This is a genomic window from Pseudomonas sp. Pseusp10 (genome assembly GCF_059492225.1).
Genome location: NZ_CP168528.1, coordinates 4,150,965 through 4,169,347, shown reverse-complemented (window position 1 = coordinate 4,169,347; position 18,383 = coordinate 4,150,965). Strand labels below are relative to the sequence as shown.

The following is an 18,383-nucleotide window of genomic DNA, read 5'->3' as shown; positions in this document are numbered from 1 at the left end:
CCCTGAGGGATCGGTGTTGCATCAGAAATCGGTGTTTCCCCAGCCTGGCTTCGCCTCTTCGGGCGCCACTGCATTGATGGTCTTCCCGGTAGCCGCCTCCACCCGTCGAGCCACCTCAGGGTCGTCGGCAAACGGGATCAGGCTGGCGTCGTCCAGGCTCTCGGTGGTCTGGTGGCGCAGGCAGTATTCGATGGCGAACCACAGAAACCCCATACCCAGCAGGTTCAGCACGACTTCAGTCATCAGGCTATCTGCGCCTCACGTTCCACCATCGCCACGTCCGTTACCCGCACCGTGCGCCACACGTTGTAGGCCATCAGCAGCATGCCGCTGAGGAAGAACACCCCGCCGGCAAAGCGCACGACGAATCCCGGATGGCTGGCCTGCAAGGCTTCGACGAAGGAGTAGGTCAGCGTGCCGTCATCGTTGATCGCGCGCCACATCAGGCCCTGGGTGATGCCGTTGACCCACATCGAGGCGATGTACAGCACGGTGCCGATGGTCGCCAGCCAAAAGTGCAGGTTGATCAGCGGCGTGCTGTGCATCTGTTCACGTCCAAATACCTTCGGCACCATGTGATAGGTCGCACCGAAGGTAATCATCGCCACCCAGCCCAGCGCCCCGGCGTGCACGTGGCCGATGGTCCAGTCGGTGTAGTGGGAGAGGGCGTTGACGGTCTTGATCGCCATCATCGGTCCTTCGAAGGTCGACATGCCGTAGAAGGCCAGGGACAACACCAGGAAACGCAGGATCGGGTCGGTGCGCAACTTATGCCAGGCACCGGAGAGGGTCATCATACCGTTGATCATTCCGCCCCAGCTCGGCGCCAGCAGGATCAGCGACATGGCCATGCCCAGCGACTGCGCCCAGTCCGGTAGCGCGGTGTAGTGCAAGTGGTGCGGACCGGCCCAGATGTACAGGGTGATCAGCGCCCAGAAGTGCACGATCGACAAGCGATAGGAGTACACCGGGCGGCCGGCCTGTTTCGGCACGAAGTAATACATCATCCCCAGGAAGCCGGTGGTCAGGAAAAAGCCCACGGCGTTGTGCCCGTACCACCACTGGACCATGGCGTCGGTGGCCCCGGAGTACACCGGGTAGGACTTGAACCAGCCCACCGGAATCGACAGGTGGTTGACCACATGCAGCATCGCAATGACCACGATGAACGCACCGAAGAACCAGTTGCCGACATAGATGTGTTTGGTCTTGCGCTGCACCACGGTGGTGAAGAACACGATGGCATAAGCGACCCAGACCACGGTCATCCACACCGCGCCGGAGAACTCGATCTCGGCGTATTCCTTGGTGGTGGTATAGCCCAGCGGCAGGGTGATCAGCATCACCACAATCACCGACTGCCAGCCCCAGAAGGTGAAGGCAGCGAGTTTGTCCGAGAACAGTCGCACCTGACAGGTGCGCTGCACCGCGTAATAACTGGCGGCGAATTGCGCGCTGCCGGCGAAACCGAAAATCACCAGGCTGGTGTGCAGCGGGCGCAAGCGGCCGAAGGTGGTCCACGGCAAGTCCAGGTTCATCTGCGGCCACACCAGTTGCGAGGCGATCCACACGCCCATCGCCATCCCGACGATACCCCAGATCACGGTCGCCACGACGAATTGGCGCACGACCTTGTAGTTATAGGCCTGTCCGATAGTTGTTGTGCTCATGATCGATGCTTCCACGGTTGCAATGCCGTGCACTGTAGAAATCCCGATGGAAACAAAACAGGCTCAGGAAACTTTCATTTATGCAGATCAGATTTGAGAGCCGCTGGCGGCCATCTGCCGCGCTCTGATACGGTTTTTATGCATTCAGGTGAATCTGTAATGATCTGCGCCGCAGGTCCATAGTCATGCCACACAAGAACCGCCAAACCCCACCGCCCGTAGCAGCTGCCGAGCAACGCGAGGCTGCGTTCGGCTGCGCAGCAGTCGTGAAATCAAACGACGCGGTATCTAGGAATACCGCGTTCGCAGGGTTTACGACGGCTTCGCCCGAACGCGGCCCGCGCCGAACGCAGCCTCGCGTTGCTCGGCAGCTGCTACGGTGGATGCGAAGTTACGGGGGATGCGCGGTCAATCCTGATGAGGTATTTACATGTATCAGTACGATGATTATGACCGGGCGCTGGTGTTCGAGCGGGTTGCGCAGTTTCGCGATCAGGTCGAGCGCTTCATGGCCGGCGAACTGAGCGAAGAAGAGTTCCTGCCGTTGCGCCTGCAGAACGGCCTGTACCTGCAAAAACACGCCTACATGCTGCGCGTCGCCATTCCCTACGGCACGCTGAATGCACGGCAGATGCGCACGCTGGCGAGCATCTCCCGGGATTACGATCGCGGTTACGGCCACTTCACCACCCGGCAGAACATGCAGTTCAACTGGATCGAACTGGCCCAGGTACCGGACATCCTCGAACGCCTGGCCCAGGTGGAAATGCATGCGATCCAGACCTCCGGCAACTGCGTGCGCAACATCACCACCGAAGCCTTCGCCGGGGTGGCGGCAGACGAAATGATCGACCCGCGACCGCTGGCGGAGATCCTGCGGCAGTGGTCGACCATCAACCCGGAATTCCTGTTCCTGCCACGCAAGTTCAAGATCGCCATCTGCTCGGCCGAACAGGACCGGGCGGCGATCATGATGCATGACATCGGCCTCTATCTTTACCCTGGCAACGATGGCCAAATGCTCCTGCGGGTGATCGTTGGCGGCGGTCTGGGGCGCACGCCTATCCTCGGTTTGCAGATCCGCGAAGGCCTGCCGTGGCAGCACCTGCTGTCCTACGTCGAGGCGGTGTTGCGGGTGTACAACCGCCATGGCCGGCGGGACAACAAATACAAGGCGCGAATCAAGATCCTGGTCAAGGCCCTGGGCATGGAAGCCTTCGCCCGGGAAGTGGAGGAGGAGTGGCAGCACCTCAAGGACGGCCCGGCGCAACTGACCCTTGACGAGTTCGACCGTGTGGCCAGTGCCTTCGTCGCGCCGCCTTATCATGAGCTGGCGGACACCAGCCTCGATTACGGCACGCATCTGGCCGACAACCCGGCGTTCGCGCGTTGGGTGCTGCGCAATGTTCAGCCGCATAAAGTGCCGGGTTACGCCAGCGTGGTGTTGTCGACCAAACCGGGCAGCGCTTCGCCACCGGGCGACGTCACGGATAAACAAATGGAAGCGGTGGCCGACTGGGCCGAGCGCTTCGGTTTCGGCGAGATCCGCATTGCCCATGAACAGAACATCGTGCTGCCGGACGTGCCAAAAGCCGAGCTGTTCACGCTGTGGCGTCTGGCTTGCGAACACAATCTGGGCAGCGCCAACGCCGGTTTGCTCACCGACATCATTGCTTGCCCCGGCGGTGATTTCTGCGCGCTGGCCAATGCCAAGTCGATCCCCATTGCCCAGGGCATTCAGGCGCGTTTCGACGACCTCGACTACCTGCACGATCTGGGTGACATCAGCCTCAATATCTCCGGCTGCATGAACGCCTGCGGTCACCACCACATCGGCAACATCGGCATCCTCGGCGTCGATAAGAACGGCAGCGAGTGGTACCAGATCACCCTCGGCGGCGCCCAGGGCAAGAACAGCGCGCTGGGCAAGGTCATCGGACCGTCGTTCAGCGCAGTCGAAGTGCCGCAGGTGATCGAGCAGATCATCGAGACTTTCGTACGATATCGCGAAAGTGAGGAGCTGTTTGTCGACACCGTGCAGCGCATCGGTCTGGAGCCGTTCAAGGAAGCGGTCTATCCGAAAGTGCTGGAGGTGTCGGCATGAACAATCTGTTGCGGCTGGAGGAGGGCGTGGCACGGATTGTGGCGGATGATCCGTGGACACTGGTGCGGGACCCGGAGCAACCAGTGCCTGACGGTGCCGCAATTCTCCCGCTCGCCCTATGGCTGGAAAACCCACGGCAACAGGGGGTGTGGCTGGGGCCGGACGATGAAGTTGAAAGTCTCAAACCTTGGTTTGCCCAGCTGCCGCTGATCGCCCTGGACTTCCCGAGCTTTCGTGATGGTCGCGGCTACAGCCAGGCCTATCTGCTGCGCACCCGATTGGGTTGGGCCGGCGAGTTGCGCGCCATCGGCGATGTCTTGCGCGATCAACTGAGCCACATGCGCCAATGCGGTTTCGACAGCTTCGCCGTGCGCGAAGACAAATCCGCTGAGGATGCGTTGAAAGGCCTGGCGGGGATGAGTGTGCTGTACGGGCGTTCGGTGATCGAACCGCGGCCGTTGTTCAGACGCCGCTGAAGTCGGCCCCTGTAGGAGCGAGCTTGCTCGCGATGGGCGTCAACGAAAACGCGAGTTTTTGGATAAACGCGTCGCCTGTAACACCATCGCGAGCAAGCTCGCTCCTACAAGAGTCTCCCGTCATTTCAACGCCGGATCCCCCATGTTGATTTTCTTCCAACCTTGCAGCAGCACCTGGGCCTTCGGTTCCTGTCCGTTGTCGAGGTAGTACTGGATCAGCGACAGCCGCGCATTGCGGTTGGCCGGCTGAACTTTCAATAACCTTTCCAGCTCCTCGAACGCGGCATCCACCTTGCCACTGTCATGCAGGGCCACCGCCAGCACGTAGCCGTACTGCGGGCTCTGCGGTTCCAATTGCGCGGCTCTGCGCAGGAACGGCATGGCCTGGTCGGCTTTGCCCGCGCGTACCAGCGACAGACCCTGGGTGTGTTGCAGCAGGGCGGCGTCCGGGTGTTCCTTGAGGCTTTGCGCCATTAGCGCCTGGGCTTCCTGAGCGCGGCCGTTGGCTTCCAGCCATTGCACCAGCGTTACCAGTGCCGGGTAGAAGTCCGGATCGCGCTGGAGCGCAGTTCGCAGCAGGCCTTCGACATCACCACCACGACCACTGGCCTGATACAGCATCGCCAGGTTGAGATTGGCTTCGCCGCGTTCGGCCAGGCTTTTCTGCACCGTTTCGTACTCGGCAATGGCGGCATTCCAGCTGTTCTGGGCGCCGCCCAGACCGTTGCGCGCCACGCTGAGCAAGTCCCGGGCTGCGGCAATGCGCACGGCTTTCACCGGGTCACTCAGCAACGGCGTCAATAGCTGTGCACGCTCTGCTGGCGGCAGGAAAGCACTGATCGCCCGGATGGCGCTTTCACGTACTTGCGGGGCCGGATTGCCCAGATCCCTGGTCGCCAGTTTCAACGCCTGTTCGCTGGGGTACATCGGCAATTCGGCCAGCAGGGTCGCCCGTTGAATAGCCGGCAGATTGCTGCGTTGCAACTGCTCGTACAAGGCTTGCGCCGCGCCGGGCTGGCCGTTGCGAATCAGCCACAGGCTTTCGTCGTAGCGCGGGGCTTGCGGGGTACTGGCGGTATTCCACAGCTTGAATTGCCCGGTGATTTTGTCGCCGTCCTTGCCCTGGTGGCAGGTCAGGCAAGCGTCCGGCGTACCGAGTTTTTTCGCCCGCTCGGGATTGGGAATGCTGAAGCTGTGGTCATGCCGGAAGTCGTTGCCCATGTAGAATTTTCCGGGCATGTGGCAATCCACGCACTGCGAACCCGGTTGGCCCATGGTGTGGCGGGTGTGTTCGATGGAATCGTAGTTTTTCGCTTGCAGGCCTTTGCCGTCGACGCCTTCCACGTTGGTTTTGCCGGCGGTGTTGTGGCATTGCAGGCACAGACCGTTGCCCGGCGCCCTTAGCTGCGTGCTGTGAGGGTTGTGGCAGTTGCTGCAACGCACGCCCTTGTCGAACATTTTGCTCTGGGCAAAGGAGCCGTGTTCGAACACTTCGTCCTTGATCTTGCCGTCCAGCGCATACAGCTCGCGGGTCAGGACGCTTGGCAGATAGTCGTCCATCAGGCGCTTGCCAACCGTGTAACCGTCGTCCAGCGGTGCGCGGCGTGAGTGGCAGCGGGCGCAGGTTTCGATTTCCACGGTGGCGTTCCTGTCCTTGAGGTCGACGGCAAATCCGGCATGGATCAGGTCGGTTTTCTTCGCGGTCCACTCCAGGTGACTGGACGCCGGGCCATGGCAGGCCTGACAGCCGACACCGAGGCTGTTCCAGTGGCTGTCGAAGGTGTTTTTTGCCGCATCGAAATTGCGCTTGTAACCGGTGGTGTGACACTCGACGCACATGAAGTTGGCGTTTTGGCTGGGTTTGCTCCAGTGGAGCGGGTTCTTGAAGGTCACCCCCAGGCCCGAGTAAAGGTGAAACCAGCGCTGCTTCTCGGTATCCCAGGCCACGCCGAGGGCCTGTAGCCGACCTTCGCCGACCTCGATCAAGTATTGCTGCAACGGGGCAACGCCAAAGGTGTAAGCGACCTTGAAGTCGGCATTCTTGCCATTGATACCCGGTGTGTTGACCCAGAATTCGTCGCCTTTGCGCGAGAACACCGTGGCCTCTTTTTCGGCCCTGAAAGTGACGTTATTGAAGTCGCCGAGCATCGTTTCGACGTTGGCCTCCTGCATCGCCAATTGATGATGGGAGCCTTGCCAGTCCTTGACCTGCTCGCCGTGGCAGCCCAGGCATTGTTGCTCATCGACCATTTTCGCCGGCGCGATAGCGACCGGTTGCGGTTTGGCCGGTTGCACGGCAGGTGTACTGACGGGAGCAGGCTTGAGTGGCGCCGGAGTGCTGCTCTGCAAAAACCAGCCGATGCCCGCCACGGCCAGGAGCAGGATGCCGATGGTGACAGGGAACAGATAACGCTTGATCAGGGGCGGTGGCGAATCAGGGTTTGGGGTTGCAGCTTTATTTTTATGTTTCGGCATCACGACTTCCATGGTCCAGGTGCGATTGCCTTGCGGCGCGCGTTGACGCTCGATGCAGCTTTGCCGGATGGCTGGTGTGTGTCAAATGGCAGGTGCTGTGAAGCTGATGGCCCCATCGCGAGCAAGCTCGCTCCCACACTGGGTCTGTGAGCGCCACAAATCCCCTGTGGGAGCGGGCTTGCCCGCGATAGCGGCCGCCAGGACACCGCATCACTCCCCCGACAAACCATCGGTAATACGGATTCCCCGCATCCCCGCGCATCACCTCGCGAATATCCCTGACCCAGGCCTCACGGTCACCGTTGTTCGCGTGCTTAGGAGGTGGCCGATTCAGTCAGCGCCCATCAGTTTTTCTTCGCCTGCTCCCAAACCCGCTCTTCCTGCTCGCGCAGTTCCGGCGTGAACTCGGCGCCAAAGTCCTCGGCCTCAAACACCTGGCGAATCTCGATCTCGGCCTCGGTACCCGGCATCGGGTTGGGACAGCGCTTGACCCATTCGATGGCTTCTTCCCTGGACTTCACTTTCCATAACCAGAAACCGGCAATCAGTTCCTTGGTTTCGATGAAGGGACCGTCGATCACCGAGCGTTTGTCTCCTGAAAACTTTACACGAGCGCCTTTGCTGCTCGGGTGCAGGCCTTCGCCCGCGAGCATGATGCCGGCCTTGACCAGTTCTTCGTTGTAGTTGCCCATGGCCGTCAGCAGCTCTTGGCTGGGCATGACCCCGGCTTCGGATTCCTGGCTGGCTTTGATGATGATCATGAATCGCATGGTGATGTCTCCGTTGTAATTGAATGACTCGCTCAATGGTCGAATGGCTGCGGTGCAAATCGACAGCACGCTGAACAAAATTGTCGTAGGTGACACCATGGCAGATTTATTTTCGACTTCCACTTCACTACACGGTATTTCTGTCCCATTCGTTTACTGACCAAAGGAATGTGTCCCCTATGCCAACCTTGCAGCTCACTACGCTCATTCCCGGTCGTATGCCTGAAGACGTCCTCGACTTTTGCCTGGAAGGCATCAACTTCCCGAAGATTTTCCCTGAGCGCATCACCCCACTGGGTAATGTCGACCTGAGTCTTTTGCGGATTGAAGCCGGGCGGAAATTTCGCTTTCGCCACTGGATGTTCAACGTGATTCCAATGAACTGGACGGTGGTGATCCGTGAAGTCGGCGAAATGCATTTCATCGACGAAATGCTCAAGGGGCCGATGCGTGCCTTTCGTCACGAACATCGGGTCGCAGCAGGCGAGGGCGGTACGCTATATACCGACCGGGTCACCTACTCGGCATTGGGGGGTGCTCCCCTGGAGTGGTTGCTGGTCAATGGCTACATGCGGCGGATTTTCGAGGCGCGACATCGCAATATGCTGGAGTTGCTCAAATAACACCGTTGTTCCTGTGGGAGCGGGCTTGTTCGGGGCGGCGCTCCGACGAAAGCGATCTGTCAGTCACTGCGATGCTGAATGTGCTGCCGTATTCGCGGGCAAGCCCGCTCCCACAGGGTCTTGTAGTGAGTGAGAAAGCGCTTGTATCCAGTTTTGTGCGCTGATACATGACAATTTATGTTTGGCCATAGGTCGTCGGACAATTTCGTGGTTAACTTCGGCCTCGTCAAAATTCTCCACACCAACGTCAGAAGGACTCCGTTCATGGCTCAAGTCACTCTTAAAGGCAACCCGGTTCAAGTCAACGGCCAACTGCCACAAGCCGGTTCCAAGGCGCCAGCCTTTTCCCTGGTTGCGGGCAATCTGTCCGACGTCACCCTGAAAGACTTTGCCGGCAAGCGCAAAGTACTGAACATCTTCCCAAGTATCGACACCCCGACCTGCGCCACCTCGGTGCGCCAGTTCAACGCCAAGGCCGGCAGCGTCGACAACACTGTCGTGCTGTGCATCTCCGCTGACCTGCCATTCGCCCAAGCTCGCTTCTGCGGCGCCGAAGGCCTGGAAAACGTACAGAACCTGTCGACCCTGCGCGGCGCCGAGTTCATCCAGAACTACGGCGTGGCCATCGCTGACGGCCCGCTCAAAGGCCTGACCGCTCGTGCCGTCGTGGTTCTGGACGAGAACGACAACGTACTGCACAGCGAGCTGGTTGGCGAAATCGCTGACGAGCCGAACTACGAAGCGGCACTTGCTGTTCTGAAGTAAGTACGTCTTTACAATTGTTAACACCCCCGCTGTCAATAATGCTGTTGTAGGAGCGAGCTTGCTCGCGATGGACTCGAGAACGCTGCGTTTAGTCAATAAACACGCGGCATCGTTAACGACCATCGCGAGCAAGCTCGCTCCTGCGCTGAGCGGCATTACCCTCTGTCCAGGCCGTTTTCATTTGTGCTTCAGTGTCTTACAGAAAACTCCTGTTCTGTAAGCCGAAAGTAAATTGCCGGTAAAGGCGCTTTGCTTAAAACCCGCCAGTGCTTATCGTTCAGCCTCATGTAAAAGAAGCCCACGCGCCCAATGGTTGATCACTCAATGCAATCCTCCGCTTCCCGTAGTCCTCGTCGCTGGCTGTTCGGCCTGCTTGTCCTGCTGGTCATCGCCGCCTTGTGCTGGAAATTCTGGCCCGGCAGCGCTGCACCCAAAGAGGCTGCGGGGCAGAAAGCCGTCGCCGGGCATACCGGCAGGTCAGGCGGGATGCGCCCTGGATTCGGTGGCGCGTCCGGGCCGGTGCCGGTGCGAGTGGCTCCTGCAATCAAGGGTGACTTCCCGCTGTATTTCAAGGCGCTGGGCACGGTCACGGCACTGAACACCATCAATGTCCGCAGCCGCGTCGGCGGTGAGCTGGTCAAGATCTATTTCGAAGAAGGGCAGATGGTCAAGGCCGGTGACCTGCTGGCCGAAATCGACCCGCGCCCTTACCAGAATGCCTTGCTTCAGGCCGAAGGCACCTTGCTGCAGAATCAGGCGCAGTTGAAGAACGCTCAGGTCGATGTCGAGCGTTATCGCGGCCTCTACAAGGAAGACAGTATTGCCAAACAGACCCTGGACACCGCCGAAGCGCTGGTCGGTCAATTCCAGGGCACGGTCAAGACCAATCAGGCCGCCGTCAACGATGCCAGGCTCAACCTCGAATTCACCAGGATCCGCGCGCCAATCACCGGTCGCGTCGGCCTGCGTCAACTGGACGTCGGCAACCTGGTAGCCGCCAACGACACCACAGCATTGGCGATCATCACCCAGACCCAACCGATCAGCGTGGCCTTCACTCTGCCGGAAAACAGCCTCGACACCGTACTCGCCCGTTATCGCAGCGGCGCCAAATTGCCGGCTGAAGCCTGGGATCGGGGGGATACCAAATTGCAGGCGACCGGCGTATTGCAGAGCCTGGATAACCAGATCGACGTCACCACCGGCACCCTCAAGTTCAAAGCCCGTTATGAGAACAGCGATCAGTCGCTGTTCCCCAACCAGTTCGTCAATGTGCGCCTGCTGGCCGACACCCTCAAAAACGTAGTACTCGCACCGTCCGCCGCGATCCAGTTCGGCACTAATGGCACGTTCGTCTATGCCCTGGACGGTGACAAGAAGGTCAAGATCCGTCAGTTGAAAGTCGGCGCCAGTGACGGCCTGAACACCGTGGTCACCGAAGGCCTGGCGGTGGGCGAGCGGGTCGTACTGGAGGGCACCGACCGCCTGAAGGACGGCAGTGACGTGGAAGTGGTCAACGACAGCCAGGACGTGCCGGCCACGCCGACCGAACACCTGCAAGGCAAGTCGGCGGCCAACGCGGCCGAGCCTGCGACCACTGACAAGGCGAAAAAGGGCGGCGCATGAATCTCTCGCGGCTGTTCATCCTTCGCCCGGTAGCCACCACGCTGAGCATGCTGGCCATTATCCTGGCCGGTGTGATCGCCTATCGGTTGTTGCCGGTGTCGGCATTGCCCCAGGTCGATTACCCGACCATTCGCGTCATGACTCTGTACCCCGGCGCCAGCCCGGATGTCATGACCAGCGCGGTGACTGCGCCGCTCGAGCGGCAGTTCGGGCAAATGCCCGGCCTGACGCAAATGGCCTCCACCAGTTCCGGCGGTGCGTCGGTGCTGACCCTGCGTTTCAGTCTCGACATCAACATGGACGTGGCCGAGCAACAAGTGCAGGCGGCGATCAACGCCGCGACCAACTTGCTGCCCAAGGACCTGCCGGCACCGCCGGTGTACAACAAGGTCAACCCGGCCGACACGCCGGTGCTGACCCTGGCCATCACCTCCAAAACCATGTTGCTGCCCAAACTCAATGATCTGGTCGATACGCGCATGGCGCAGAAAATCGCCCAGATCAGCGGCGTCGGCATGGTCAGCATTGCCGGCGGCCAGCGTCAGGCCGTGCGGATCAAGGTCAACCCAGAGGCTTTGGCGGCCAATGGCTTGAACCTGTCGGACGTGCGCACGCTGATCGGTGCCTCCAACGTCAACCAGCCCAAGGGCAACTTCGACGGCCCGACCCGGGTCTCGATGCTCGATGCAAACGATCAACTGACCTCTCCCAAGGACTACGCCAACCTGATCCTGGCCTACGCCAATGGCGCGCCGCTGCGGCTCAAGGACGTGGCAGAAATCGTCGACGGTGCCGAGAATGAACGCCTGGCGGCATGGGCCAATGAGAATCAGGCGGTACTGCTGAACATCCAGCGTCAGCCCGGCGCCAACGTGATCGAGGTGGTGGACCGGATCAAGGCCCTGTTGCCGAGCATCACCGACAACCTGCCGGCCGGCCTCGACGTGGTGGTGCTGACCGACCGCACCCAGACCATCCGCGCCTCGGTCAAGGACGTGCAGCACGAACTGCTGATCGCCATCGCCCTGGTGGTCATGGTCACCTTCCTTTTCCTGCGTCGCGCCAGCGCCACGATCATTCCGTCGGTGGCCGTGCCGCTGTCGCTGATCGGCACGTTCGGCGTGATGTACCTGGCCGGGTTCTCGGTCAACAACCTGACCCTGATGGCCCTGACCATCGCCACCGGTTTCGTGGTGGACGACGCGATCGTCATGCTGGAGAACATTTCCCGATTCATCGAGGAAGGCGACAGCCCGTTGAACGCTGCGCTCAAGGGCGCCAAGCAGATCGGCTTCACCTTGATATCCCTGACCTTGTCGCTGATCGCCGTGCTGATCCCGCTGCTGTTCATGGCGGACGTGGTCGGGCGCTTGTTCCGCGAGTTCGCCATCACCCTGGCGGTGGCGATCCTGATTTCCCTGGTCGTTTCCCTGACCCTGACGCCGATGATGTGCGCGCGGTTGCTCAAGCGTGAACCCAGGGAAGCAGAGCAGGGCCGTTTCTACCGCGCCAGCGGTGCGTTCATCGACTGGATGATCGCCGCCTACGGTCGTAAGTTGCAGTGGGTGCTCAAACATCAGCCGCTGACCTTGATGGTGGCCATCGGCACCTTGGCGCTGACGGTTTTCCTTTACATGATGGTGCCCAAGGGCTTCTTCCCGGTGCAGGACACCGGCGTTATCCAGGGCATTTCCGAAGCGCCGCAGTCGATTTCCTTCGCCGCCATGAGCGCGCGCCAACAGGAACTGGCCAAGGTCATTCTGGCCGACCCGGCCGTCGAGAGCCTGTCCTCCTATATTGGCGTGGATGGCGACAACTCGACCCTCAACAGCGGTCGGTTGCTGATCAACCTCAAGTCGCACCACGACCGCGACCTGAGCGCAACGCAAGTGATTGCCCGCCTGCAACCGGAGCTGGACAAACTGGTCGGCATCCGCCTGTTCATGCAGCCTGTGCAGGACCTGACCATTGAGGACCGGGTCAGCCGTACGCAGTACCAGTTCAGCATGTCGTCGCCGGACTCGGAGTTGCTGAGCCTGTGGAGCAAGCGTCTGGTCGAAGCCTTGGCCGAACGGCCGGAATTGACCGACGTTGCCAGCGATCTGCAGGACAAGGGTCTGCAGGTTTATCTGGTGATCGACCGCGATGCGGCGTCGCGGGTCGGTGTATCGGTGTCGAACATCACCGATGCGTTGTACGACGCCTTTGGTCAGCGGCAGATTTCCACGATCTACACCCAGGCGAGCCAGTACCGCGTGGTGCTGCAATCGCAGTCCGGCGAGAAGATCGGCCCGGATGCGCTGAACCAGATTCACGTCAAGACCACTGACGGCGGTCAGGTACGCCTGTCCAGCCTGGCGCATATCGAGGAACGCCAGGCGCAATTGGCGATCACCCACATCGGCCAGTTCCCGGCGGTGATGATGTCCTTCAACCTCGCGCCCGGCGTGGCGTTGGGGCATGCGGTGCAGATCATCGAGCAGGTGCAGAAGGACATCGGCATGCCGATTGGCGTGCAAACCCAGTTTCAGGGCGCAGCCGAAGCCTTCCAGGCCTCGCTGTCGAGCACCTTGCTGCTGATTCTGGCGGCGGTGGTGACCATGTACATCGTGCTGGGCGTGCTCTACGAGAGCTACATCCACCCGATCACCATTCTTTCGACCTTGCCTTCGGCGGCGGTGGGCGCCTTGCTGGCGTTGATCCTCAGCGGCAACGACCTGGGCATGATTGCGATCATCGGCATCATCCTGCTGATCGGCATCGTGAAGAAGAACGCGATCATGATGATCGACTTCGCCCTGGACGCCGAGCGCAATCAGGGCATGGACCCGCAAACGGCGATCTATCAGGCGGCATTGCTGCGTTTCCGGCCGATCCTGATGACCACCCTGGCCGCGTTGTTCGGTGCGGTGCCGTTGATGCTGGCCACCGGTTCCGGCGCGGAACTGCGCCAGCCGCTGGGTCTGGTAATGGTCGGCGGCCTGTTGCTGAGCCAGATTCTGACGCTGTTCACTACGCCGGTGATTTACCTGTATTTCGATCGTCTCGGTCGGCGCTTTGGCAAGACCGGCGCTCAGGAGACGGCGGTATGACGGCCTGCATAACCTGTAGGAGCGAGCCTGCTCGCGATGAGGCCCGTTCGTTCAACATCATTGCTGGCCGATACACCGCTATCGCGAGCAGGCTCGCTCCTACATGGGGGCAGCAGGGCTCTCGGGTTGGTGCCGGGAGCAGTCATCGATGAATCTCTCGGGACCTTTCATCAAGCGCCCGGTCGCCACCATGCTGTTGAGCCTGGCGATCATGCTGCTGGGCGGCGTGAGCTTCGGTTTGCTGCCCGTATCACCGCTGCCACAGATGGACTTTCCGGTGATCGTGGTGCAAGCCAGCCTGCCCGGGGCCAGCCCCGAGGTCATGGCGTCGACCGTGGCCACGCCGCTGGAGCGTTCCTTCGGCGCCATTGCCGGGGTCAACACCATGAGCAGCCGCTCCAGCCAGGGCTCGACCCGGGTGATCCTGCAATTCGACCTCGACCGCGACATCAACGGCGCGGCGCGGGAAGTGCAGGCGGCCATCAACGCCTCGCGTAACCTGCTGCCCAGCGGGATGCGCAGCATGCCGACCTACAAGAAGGTCAATCCGTCCCAGGCGCCGATCATGGTGCTGTCGCTGACGTCCGATGTGCTGGAAAAAGGCCAGCTCTATGACCTGGCCTCGACGATTCTGTCCCAGAGCCTGTCCCAGGTGCAGGGCGTCGGTGAGGTACAGATCGGCGGCAGTTCCCTGCCAGCGGTGCGTATCGAACTCGAACCGCAGTCGCTGAACCAGTACGGCGTGGCCCTGGACGATGTGCGCAACACCATCGCCAATGCCAACGTACGCCGGCCCAAGGGCTCGGTGGAAGACGATCAACGGCTGTGGCAGGTCCAGGCCAACGACCAGCTGGAAAAAGCCAAGGACTACGAGTCACTGATCATCCACTACAACGGCGGTGCGGCCCTGCGCCTGAAGGACGTGGCGAAGGTCAGCGATGGCGTCGAGGACCGCTACAACAGTGGTTTCTTCAACGATGACGCAGCGGTATTGCTGGTGATCAACCGGCAAGCCGGCGCCAACATCATCGAGACGGTCAACGAGATCAAGGCCCAGTTGCCGGCGTTGCAGGCGGTGTTGCCGGCCAGCGTCAAGCTGAACCTGGCCATGGACCGCTCGCCGGTGATCAAGGCGACGCTGCACGAAGCGGAAATGACCCTGCTGATCGCCGTGGCCCTGGTGATTCTGGTGGTGTTCCTGTTCCTCGGTAACTTCCGCGCCTCGCTGATCCCGACCCTGGCGGTGCCGGTGTCGCTGGTCGGCACCTTTGCCGTGATGTACCTCTACGGTTTTTCGCTGAACAACCTGTCGCTGATGGCATTGATCCTGGCCACCGGGTTGGTGGTGGACGATGCCATCGTGGTGCTGGAGAACATTTCCCGGCACATCGACGAAGGCGTGCGGCCAATGAAGGCCGCGTACCTCGGTGCCCAGGAAGTCGGCTTTACCTTGCTGTCAATGAACGTGTCGCTGGTGGCGGTGTTCCTGTCGATCCTGTTCATGGGCGGGATTATTGAAAGCCTGTTCCGCGAGTTTTCCATCACCCTGGCGGCCGCCATCGTGGTGTCGCTGCTGGTGTCGTTGACCCTGACGCCGATGCTCTGCGCCCGCTGGCTCAAGCCGCACACGCCGGGGCAGGAGAACCGCCTGCAACGCTGGAGCCAGCGGACCAACGACTGGATGGTCGGCAAATACGCCACCAGCCTCGACTGGGTGTTGCGTCACAAGCGCCTGACGTTGCTCAGTCTGTTCGTAACAATCGGTGTCAACATTGCGCTGTATGTCATTGTTCCTAAAACATTTATGCCGCAACAGGATACCGGACAGCTGATCGGTTTCGTGCGCGGCGACGATGGCCTGTCCTTCAGCGTCATGCAGCCGAAGATGGAGATTTTCCGCCGTGCGGTGTTGAAGGACGAGGCGGTAGAAAGCGTCGCCGGCTTCATTGGCGGCAACAACGGTACCAACAACGCCTTCATGCTGGTGCGCCTGAAGCCGATCAAGGAACGCAACATTTCCGCGCAGAAAGTCATCGAACGTCTGCGCAAGGAAATGCCCAAGGTTCCCGGCGCACAACTGATGCTCATGGCCGACCAGGACCTGCAATTCGGTGGCGGTCGTGAGCAGACCACCTCGCAATACTCGTACATTCTGCAGAGCGGGGATCTGGGGGCGTTGCGCGAGTGGTATCCGAAAGTCGTCACCGCGCTCAGGGCCTTGCCGGAGCTGACGGCGATTGATGCGCGGGAAGGCCGGGGTGCCCGGCAAGTGACCCTGATTGTCGACCGCGACCAGGCCAAGCGCCTGGGTGTCGACATGGACATGGTCACGGCAGTGCTGAACAACGCCTACAGTCAGCGGCAAATTTCGACCATCTACGACAGCCTCAACCAGTATCAGGTGGTGATGGAGGTCAACCCGAAGTACGCCCAGGACCCGATCACCCTCAAGCAGGTCCAGGTGATCACCGCTGACGGCGCGCGGATCCCGCTGTCGACCATCGCCCATTACGAAAACAGCCTGGAAGACGACCGGGTCAGCCACGAGGGCCAGTTCGCTTCGGAAAGCATTGCCTTCGACATGGCCGAAGGCGTGACGGTGGCGCAGGGTACAGCCGCCATCGAGCGGGCGATCGCCAAGGTGGGCTTGCCGGAAGACGTGATCGTGAAGATGGCCGGCACCGCCGATGCCTTTGCCGCCACGCAAAAAAGCCAGCCGTTCATGATTCTCGGCGCTTTGGTGGCGGTGTATCTGGTGCTGGGGGTGCTGTACGAAAGCTACATTCATCCACTGACCATCCTGTCGACCTTGCCGTCGGCCGGGGTCGGCGCGTTGCTGTCGATCTATGCGCTGGGCGGCGAGTTCAGCCTGATTTCGTTGCTGGGGCTGTTTCTGCTGATCGGCGTGGTGAAGAAAAACGCCATTCTGATGATCGACCTGGCGTTGCAGCTTGAACGACACCAGGGCATGGCACCGCTGGAATCGATTCGCAGCGCCTGTTTGCAACGTTTGCGACCTATTCTGATGACCACCCTGGCGGCGATCCTCGGTGCCTTGCCGTTGCTGCTGAGCCGCGCCGAAGGGGCGGAAATGCGCCAGCCGCTGGGCCTGACCATCATCGGCGGGCTGATCTTCAGCCAGGTATTGACGCTTTACACCACTCCGGTGGTTTACCTCTATCTCGACAAACTGCGCCATCGCTTCAATAAATGGCGTGGGGTGCGTACCGATGCCGCTCTGGAAACTCCGCTATGACTGAACGTTCGCTTTTCAACCTGGCTGCACCGCTGATCACGGCTCGAGGCTCGCGTCTGTTGAGCCTGACACTGTGTGTGGCGATGCTCAGTGCCTGCGCCGTCGGCCCGGATTACCAGCGCCCGCACACCGCCGAACCGGCACAGTACAAGGCCGCAGAGGGCTGGCGTCAGGCGAACCCGAGTGATGCCCTGGCTCGTGGTGCATGGTGGGAGTTGTATGGCGATCAGCAGCTCAACGGCCTGATCGAAAAGCTCAACAGCGCCAACCAGTCCGTCGCCCAGTCCGAGGCCCAGTACCGTCAGGCCCAGGCGCTGGTGCGCAGTGCCCGAGGGGCGTTTTTCCCGACGGTCGACCTGAATGTCAGCAAGAACCGTTCAAGTCAGGGCACCGGTAGCAGCAGCTCCAGCCTGAGCAGTTCGTCCAGCGGTATTCGCAATACGTACTCGGCCCAGGCGGGCGTCAGTTGGGAGGCGGATGTGTGGGGCAAGCTGCGCCGTGGCCTCGAAGCCGATACCGCCAATGCCCAGGCAAGCTTTGCCGACCTGGCCGCGATGCGCCTGAGCCAACAGTCGGAGCTGGTGCAGAATTACCTGCAATTGCGTGTGATCGATGGCCAGAAGCGCCTGCTCGAAGACACGGTCTCGGCTTATCAGCGGTCGCTGAAGATGACCGAAAACCAGTACCGCGCCGGCGTATCCGGCAAGGACGCCGTGGCCCAGGCCCAGACACAGCTCAAAGGCACCGAAGCCGATCTGGTCGACCTGATCTGGCAACGCGCACAGTTCGAGAATGCGATTGCCGTGCTGATCGGCTTGCCGCCGGCGGAATTCAGCCTGGCGGAAAGCCAGGACATTCCGCAGTTGCCGCAAATACCGTCGGCACTGCCTTCGCAGTTGCTGGAGCGTCGCCCGGACATCGCTTCCGCCGAACGCTCGGTGATGGCAGCCAACGCCAACATCGGCGTGGCCAAGGCCGCCTATTACCCTGACCTGACTTTGAACATGAACGGCGGTTATAGCAGCAGCACCTATTCCAACTGGATCAGCTTGCCGAACCGCTTCTGGTCGGTAGGACCGCAATTGGCCATGACCCTGTTCGACGGCGGCCAGCGCTCGGCGGAAGTCGACCGCAGTGAAGCGGCCTATGACGAAACCGTGGCCAAGTACCGCCAGACCGTGCTGGACGGATTCCGCGAAGTGGAAAACTTCCTGGTGCAACTCAAGGTGCTCCAGGACGAAGCCGTCGTGCGCCAACAGGCACTGGATGCCGCCCGTGAATCGCTGCGCCTGACCCAGAACCAGTACAAGGCCGGTTTGATTGCGTACATCGATGTGGTCGTGACCCAGGCGGCGGCGTTGAGCAACGAGCGCAGTAACCTGGACCTGTTGCAAAGCCGCCTGATTGCCAGCGTGCAGTTGATTGCCGCGTTGGGGGGTGGCTGGGATGGGCAGCTTGAGGTGAGCGAAAACCGATAGCGTAATCCCTGTGGGAGCGAGCTTGCTCGCGATGGCTGCGTCACATTA

The 18,383-nt window shown here is 60.9% G+C and carries 12 protein-coding genes; 8 read left to right on the top strand and 4 right to left on the bottom strand.

Annotated features, from left to right (window positions below; genetic code table 11):
• Positions 1-21: 21 nt before the first annotated feature.
• The gene (locus ACEN8Z_RS18720) at positions 22-243 is read right to left on the bottom strand and encodes a hypothetical protein (protein WP_007994527.1); all 222 of its coding nucleotides are present in this window, start codon (positions 241-243) and stop codon (positions 22-24) included.
• Complete coding sequence (gene ccoN / locus ACEN8Z_RS18715) at positions 243-1,670, bottom strand: cytochrome-c oxidase, cbb3-type subunit I (protein WP_495595214.1); 1,428 nt, start codon at positions 1,668-1,670, stop codon at positions 243-245. Before ccoN ends, ACEN8Z_RS18720 begins: the two co-directional genes overlap by 1 nt.
• Positions 1,671-2,100: 430 nt before the next feature.
• Here ccoN and ACEN8Z_RS18710 point away from each other — a divergent pair, with 430 nt between their 5' ends.
• Both ACEN8Z_RS18710 and ACEN8Z_RS18705 read left to right on the top strand, forming a co-directional pair.
• Entirely contained in the window at positions 2,101-3,774 is a 1,674-nt protein-coding gene (locus ACEN8Z_RS18710) for a nitrite/sulfite reductase (protein ID WP_495595213.1), read from the top strand.
• Positions 3,771-4,250: a DUF934 domain-containing protein gene (locus ACEN8Z_RS18705; protein WP_495595212.1), complete on the top strand. Its 480-nt coding sequence runs from the start codon at positions 3,771-3,773 to the stop codon at positions 4,248-4,250. The genes ACEN8Z_RS18710 and ACEN8Z_RS18705 overlap by 4 nt, the downstream gene beginning before the upstream one ends.
• Before the next feature lie 120 nt (positions 4,251-4,370).
• Here ACEN8Z_RS18705 and ACEN8Z_RS18700 read toward each other — a convergent pair whose 3' ends face one another.
• Both ACEN8Z_RS18700 and ACEN8Z_RS18695 read right to left on the bottom strand, forming a co-directional pair.
• The gene (locus tag ACEN8Z_RS18700) at positions 4,371-6,725 is read right to left on the bottom strand and encodes a tetratricopeptide repeat protein (RefSeq protein WP_495595211.1); all 2,355 of its coding nucleotides are present in this window, start codon (positions 6,723-6,725) and stop codon (positions 4,371-4,373) included.
• 344 nt (positions 6,726-7,069) lie between these two features.
• Positions 7,070-7,495 carry a YciI family protein gene (locus ACEN8Z_RS18695; protein WP_007991867.1) on the bottom strand — a complete coding sequence of 142 codons (426 nt, stop codon included), beginning with the start codon at positions 7,493-7,495 and terminating at the stop codon, positions 7,070-7,072.
• Between the two features lie 179 nt (positions 7,496-7,674).
• On the opposite strand from ACEN8Z_RS18695, the gene ACEN8Z_RS18690 reads away from it, so the two are divergent.
• The 6 genes from ACEN8Z_RS18690 (at position 7,675) to ACEN8Z_RS18665 (ending at position 18,335) form a co-directional block, all read left to right on the top strand.
• Positions 7,675-8,118: an SRPBCC family protein gene (locus ACEN8Z_RS18690; protein WP_495595210.1), complete on the top strand. Its 444-nt coding sequence runs from the start codon at positions 7,675-7,677 to the stop codon at positions 8,116-8,118.
• Between the two features lie 264 nt (positions 8,119-8,382).
• Positions 8,383-8,883 (top strand): thiol peroxidase, encoded by a 501-nt coding sequence (gene tpx / locus ACEN8Z_RS18685; RefSeq protein ID WP_007996495.1) that lies wholly within the window; start codon positions 8,383-8,385, stop codon positions 8,881-8,883.
• A 309-nt stretch (positions 8,884-9,192) separates the two neighbouring features.
• Positions 9,193-10,509 (top strand): MdtA/MuxA family multidrug efflux RND transporter periplasmic adaptor subunit, encoded by a 1,317-nt coding sequence (locus ACEN8Z_RS18680; RefSeq protein ID WP_495595209.1) that lies wholly within the window; start codon positions 9,193-9,195, stop codon positions 10,507-10,509.
• Complete coding sequence (locus ACEN8Z_RS18675; RefSeq protein WP_007996499.1) at positions 10,506-13,601, top strand: MdtB/MuxB family multidrug efflux RND transporter permease subunit; 3,096 nt, start codon at positions 10,506-10,508, stop codon at positions 13,599-13,601. Before ACEN8Z_RS18680 ends, ACEN8Z_RS18675 begins: the two co-directional genes overlap by 4 nt.
• A gap of 148 nt (positions 13,602-13,749) precedes the next feature.
• Entirely contained in the window at positions 13,750-16,857 is a 3,108-nt protein-coding gene (locus ACEN8Z_RS18670; protein WP_495595208.1) for an efflux RND transporter permease subunit, read from the top strand.
• Positions 16,854-18,335 (top strand): efflux transporter outer membrane subunit, encoded by a 1,482-nt coding sequence (locus ACEN8Z_RS18665; protein ID WP_495595207.1) that lies wholly within the window; start codon positions 16,854-16,856, stop codon positions 18,333-18,335. The genes ACEN8Z_RS18670 and ACEN8Z_RS18665 overlap by 4 nt, the downstream gene beginning before the upstream one ends.
• Positions 18,336-18,383 lie beyond the last annotated feature (48 nt).

Coding starts and splice junctions, on each gene's coding strand:
- ACEN8Z_RS18695 (WP_007991867.1), bottom strand. CDS start 7,495: ATGCGATTCATGATCATCATCAAAGCCAGCCAGGAATCCGAAGCCGGG.
- ACEN8Z_RS18675 (WP_007996499.1), top strand. CDS start 10,506: ATGAATCTCTCGCGGCTGTTCATCCTTCGCCCGGTAGCCACCACGCTG.
- ACEN8Z_RS18705 (WP_495595212.1), top strand. CDS start 3,771: ATGAACAATCTGTTGCGGCTGGAGGAGGGCGTGGCACGGATTGTGGCG.
- ACEN8Z_RS18690 (WP_495595210.1), top strand. CDS start 7,675: ATGCCAACCTTGCAGCTCACTACGCTCATTCCCGGTCGTATGCCTGAA.
- ACEN8Z_RS18720 (WP_007994527.1), bottom strand. CDS start 243: ATGACTGAAGTCGTGCTGAACCTGCTGGGTATGGGGTTTCTGTGGTTC.
- ACEN8Z_RS18710 (WP_495595213.1), top strand. CDS start 2,101: ATGTATCAGTACGATGATTATGACCGGGCGCTGGTGTTCGAGCGGGTT.
- ccoN (WP_495595214.1), bottom strand. CDS start 1,670: ATGAGCACAACAACTATCGGACAGGCCTATAACTACAAGGTCGTGCGC.
- tpx (WP_007996495.1), top strand. CDS start 8,383: ATGGCTCAAGTCACTCTTAAAGGCAACCCGGTTCAAGTCAACGGCCAA.
- ACEN8Z_RS18700 (WP_495595211.1), bottom strand. CDS start 6,725: ATGCCGAAACATAAAAATAAAGCTGCAACCCCAAACCCTGATTCGCCA.
- ACEN8Z_RS18665 (WP_495595207.1), top strand. CDS start 16,854: ATGACTGAACGTTCGCTTTTCAACCTGGCTGCACCGCTGATCACGGCT.
- ACEN8Z_RS18680 (WP_495595209.1), top strand. CDS start 9,193: ATGGTTGATCACTCAATGCAATCCTCCGCTTCCCGTAGTCCTCGTCGC.
- ACEN8Z_RS18670 (WP_495595208.1), top strand. CDS start 13,750: ATGAATCTCTCGGGACCTTTCATCAAGCGCCCGGTCGCCACCATGCTG.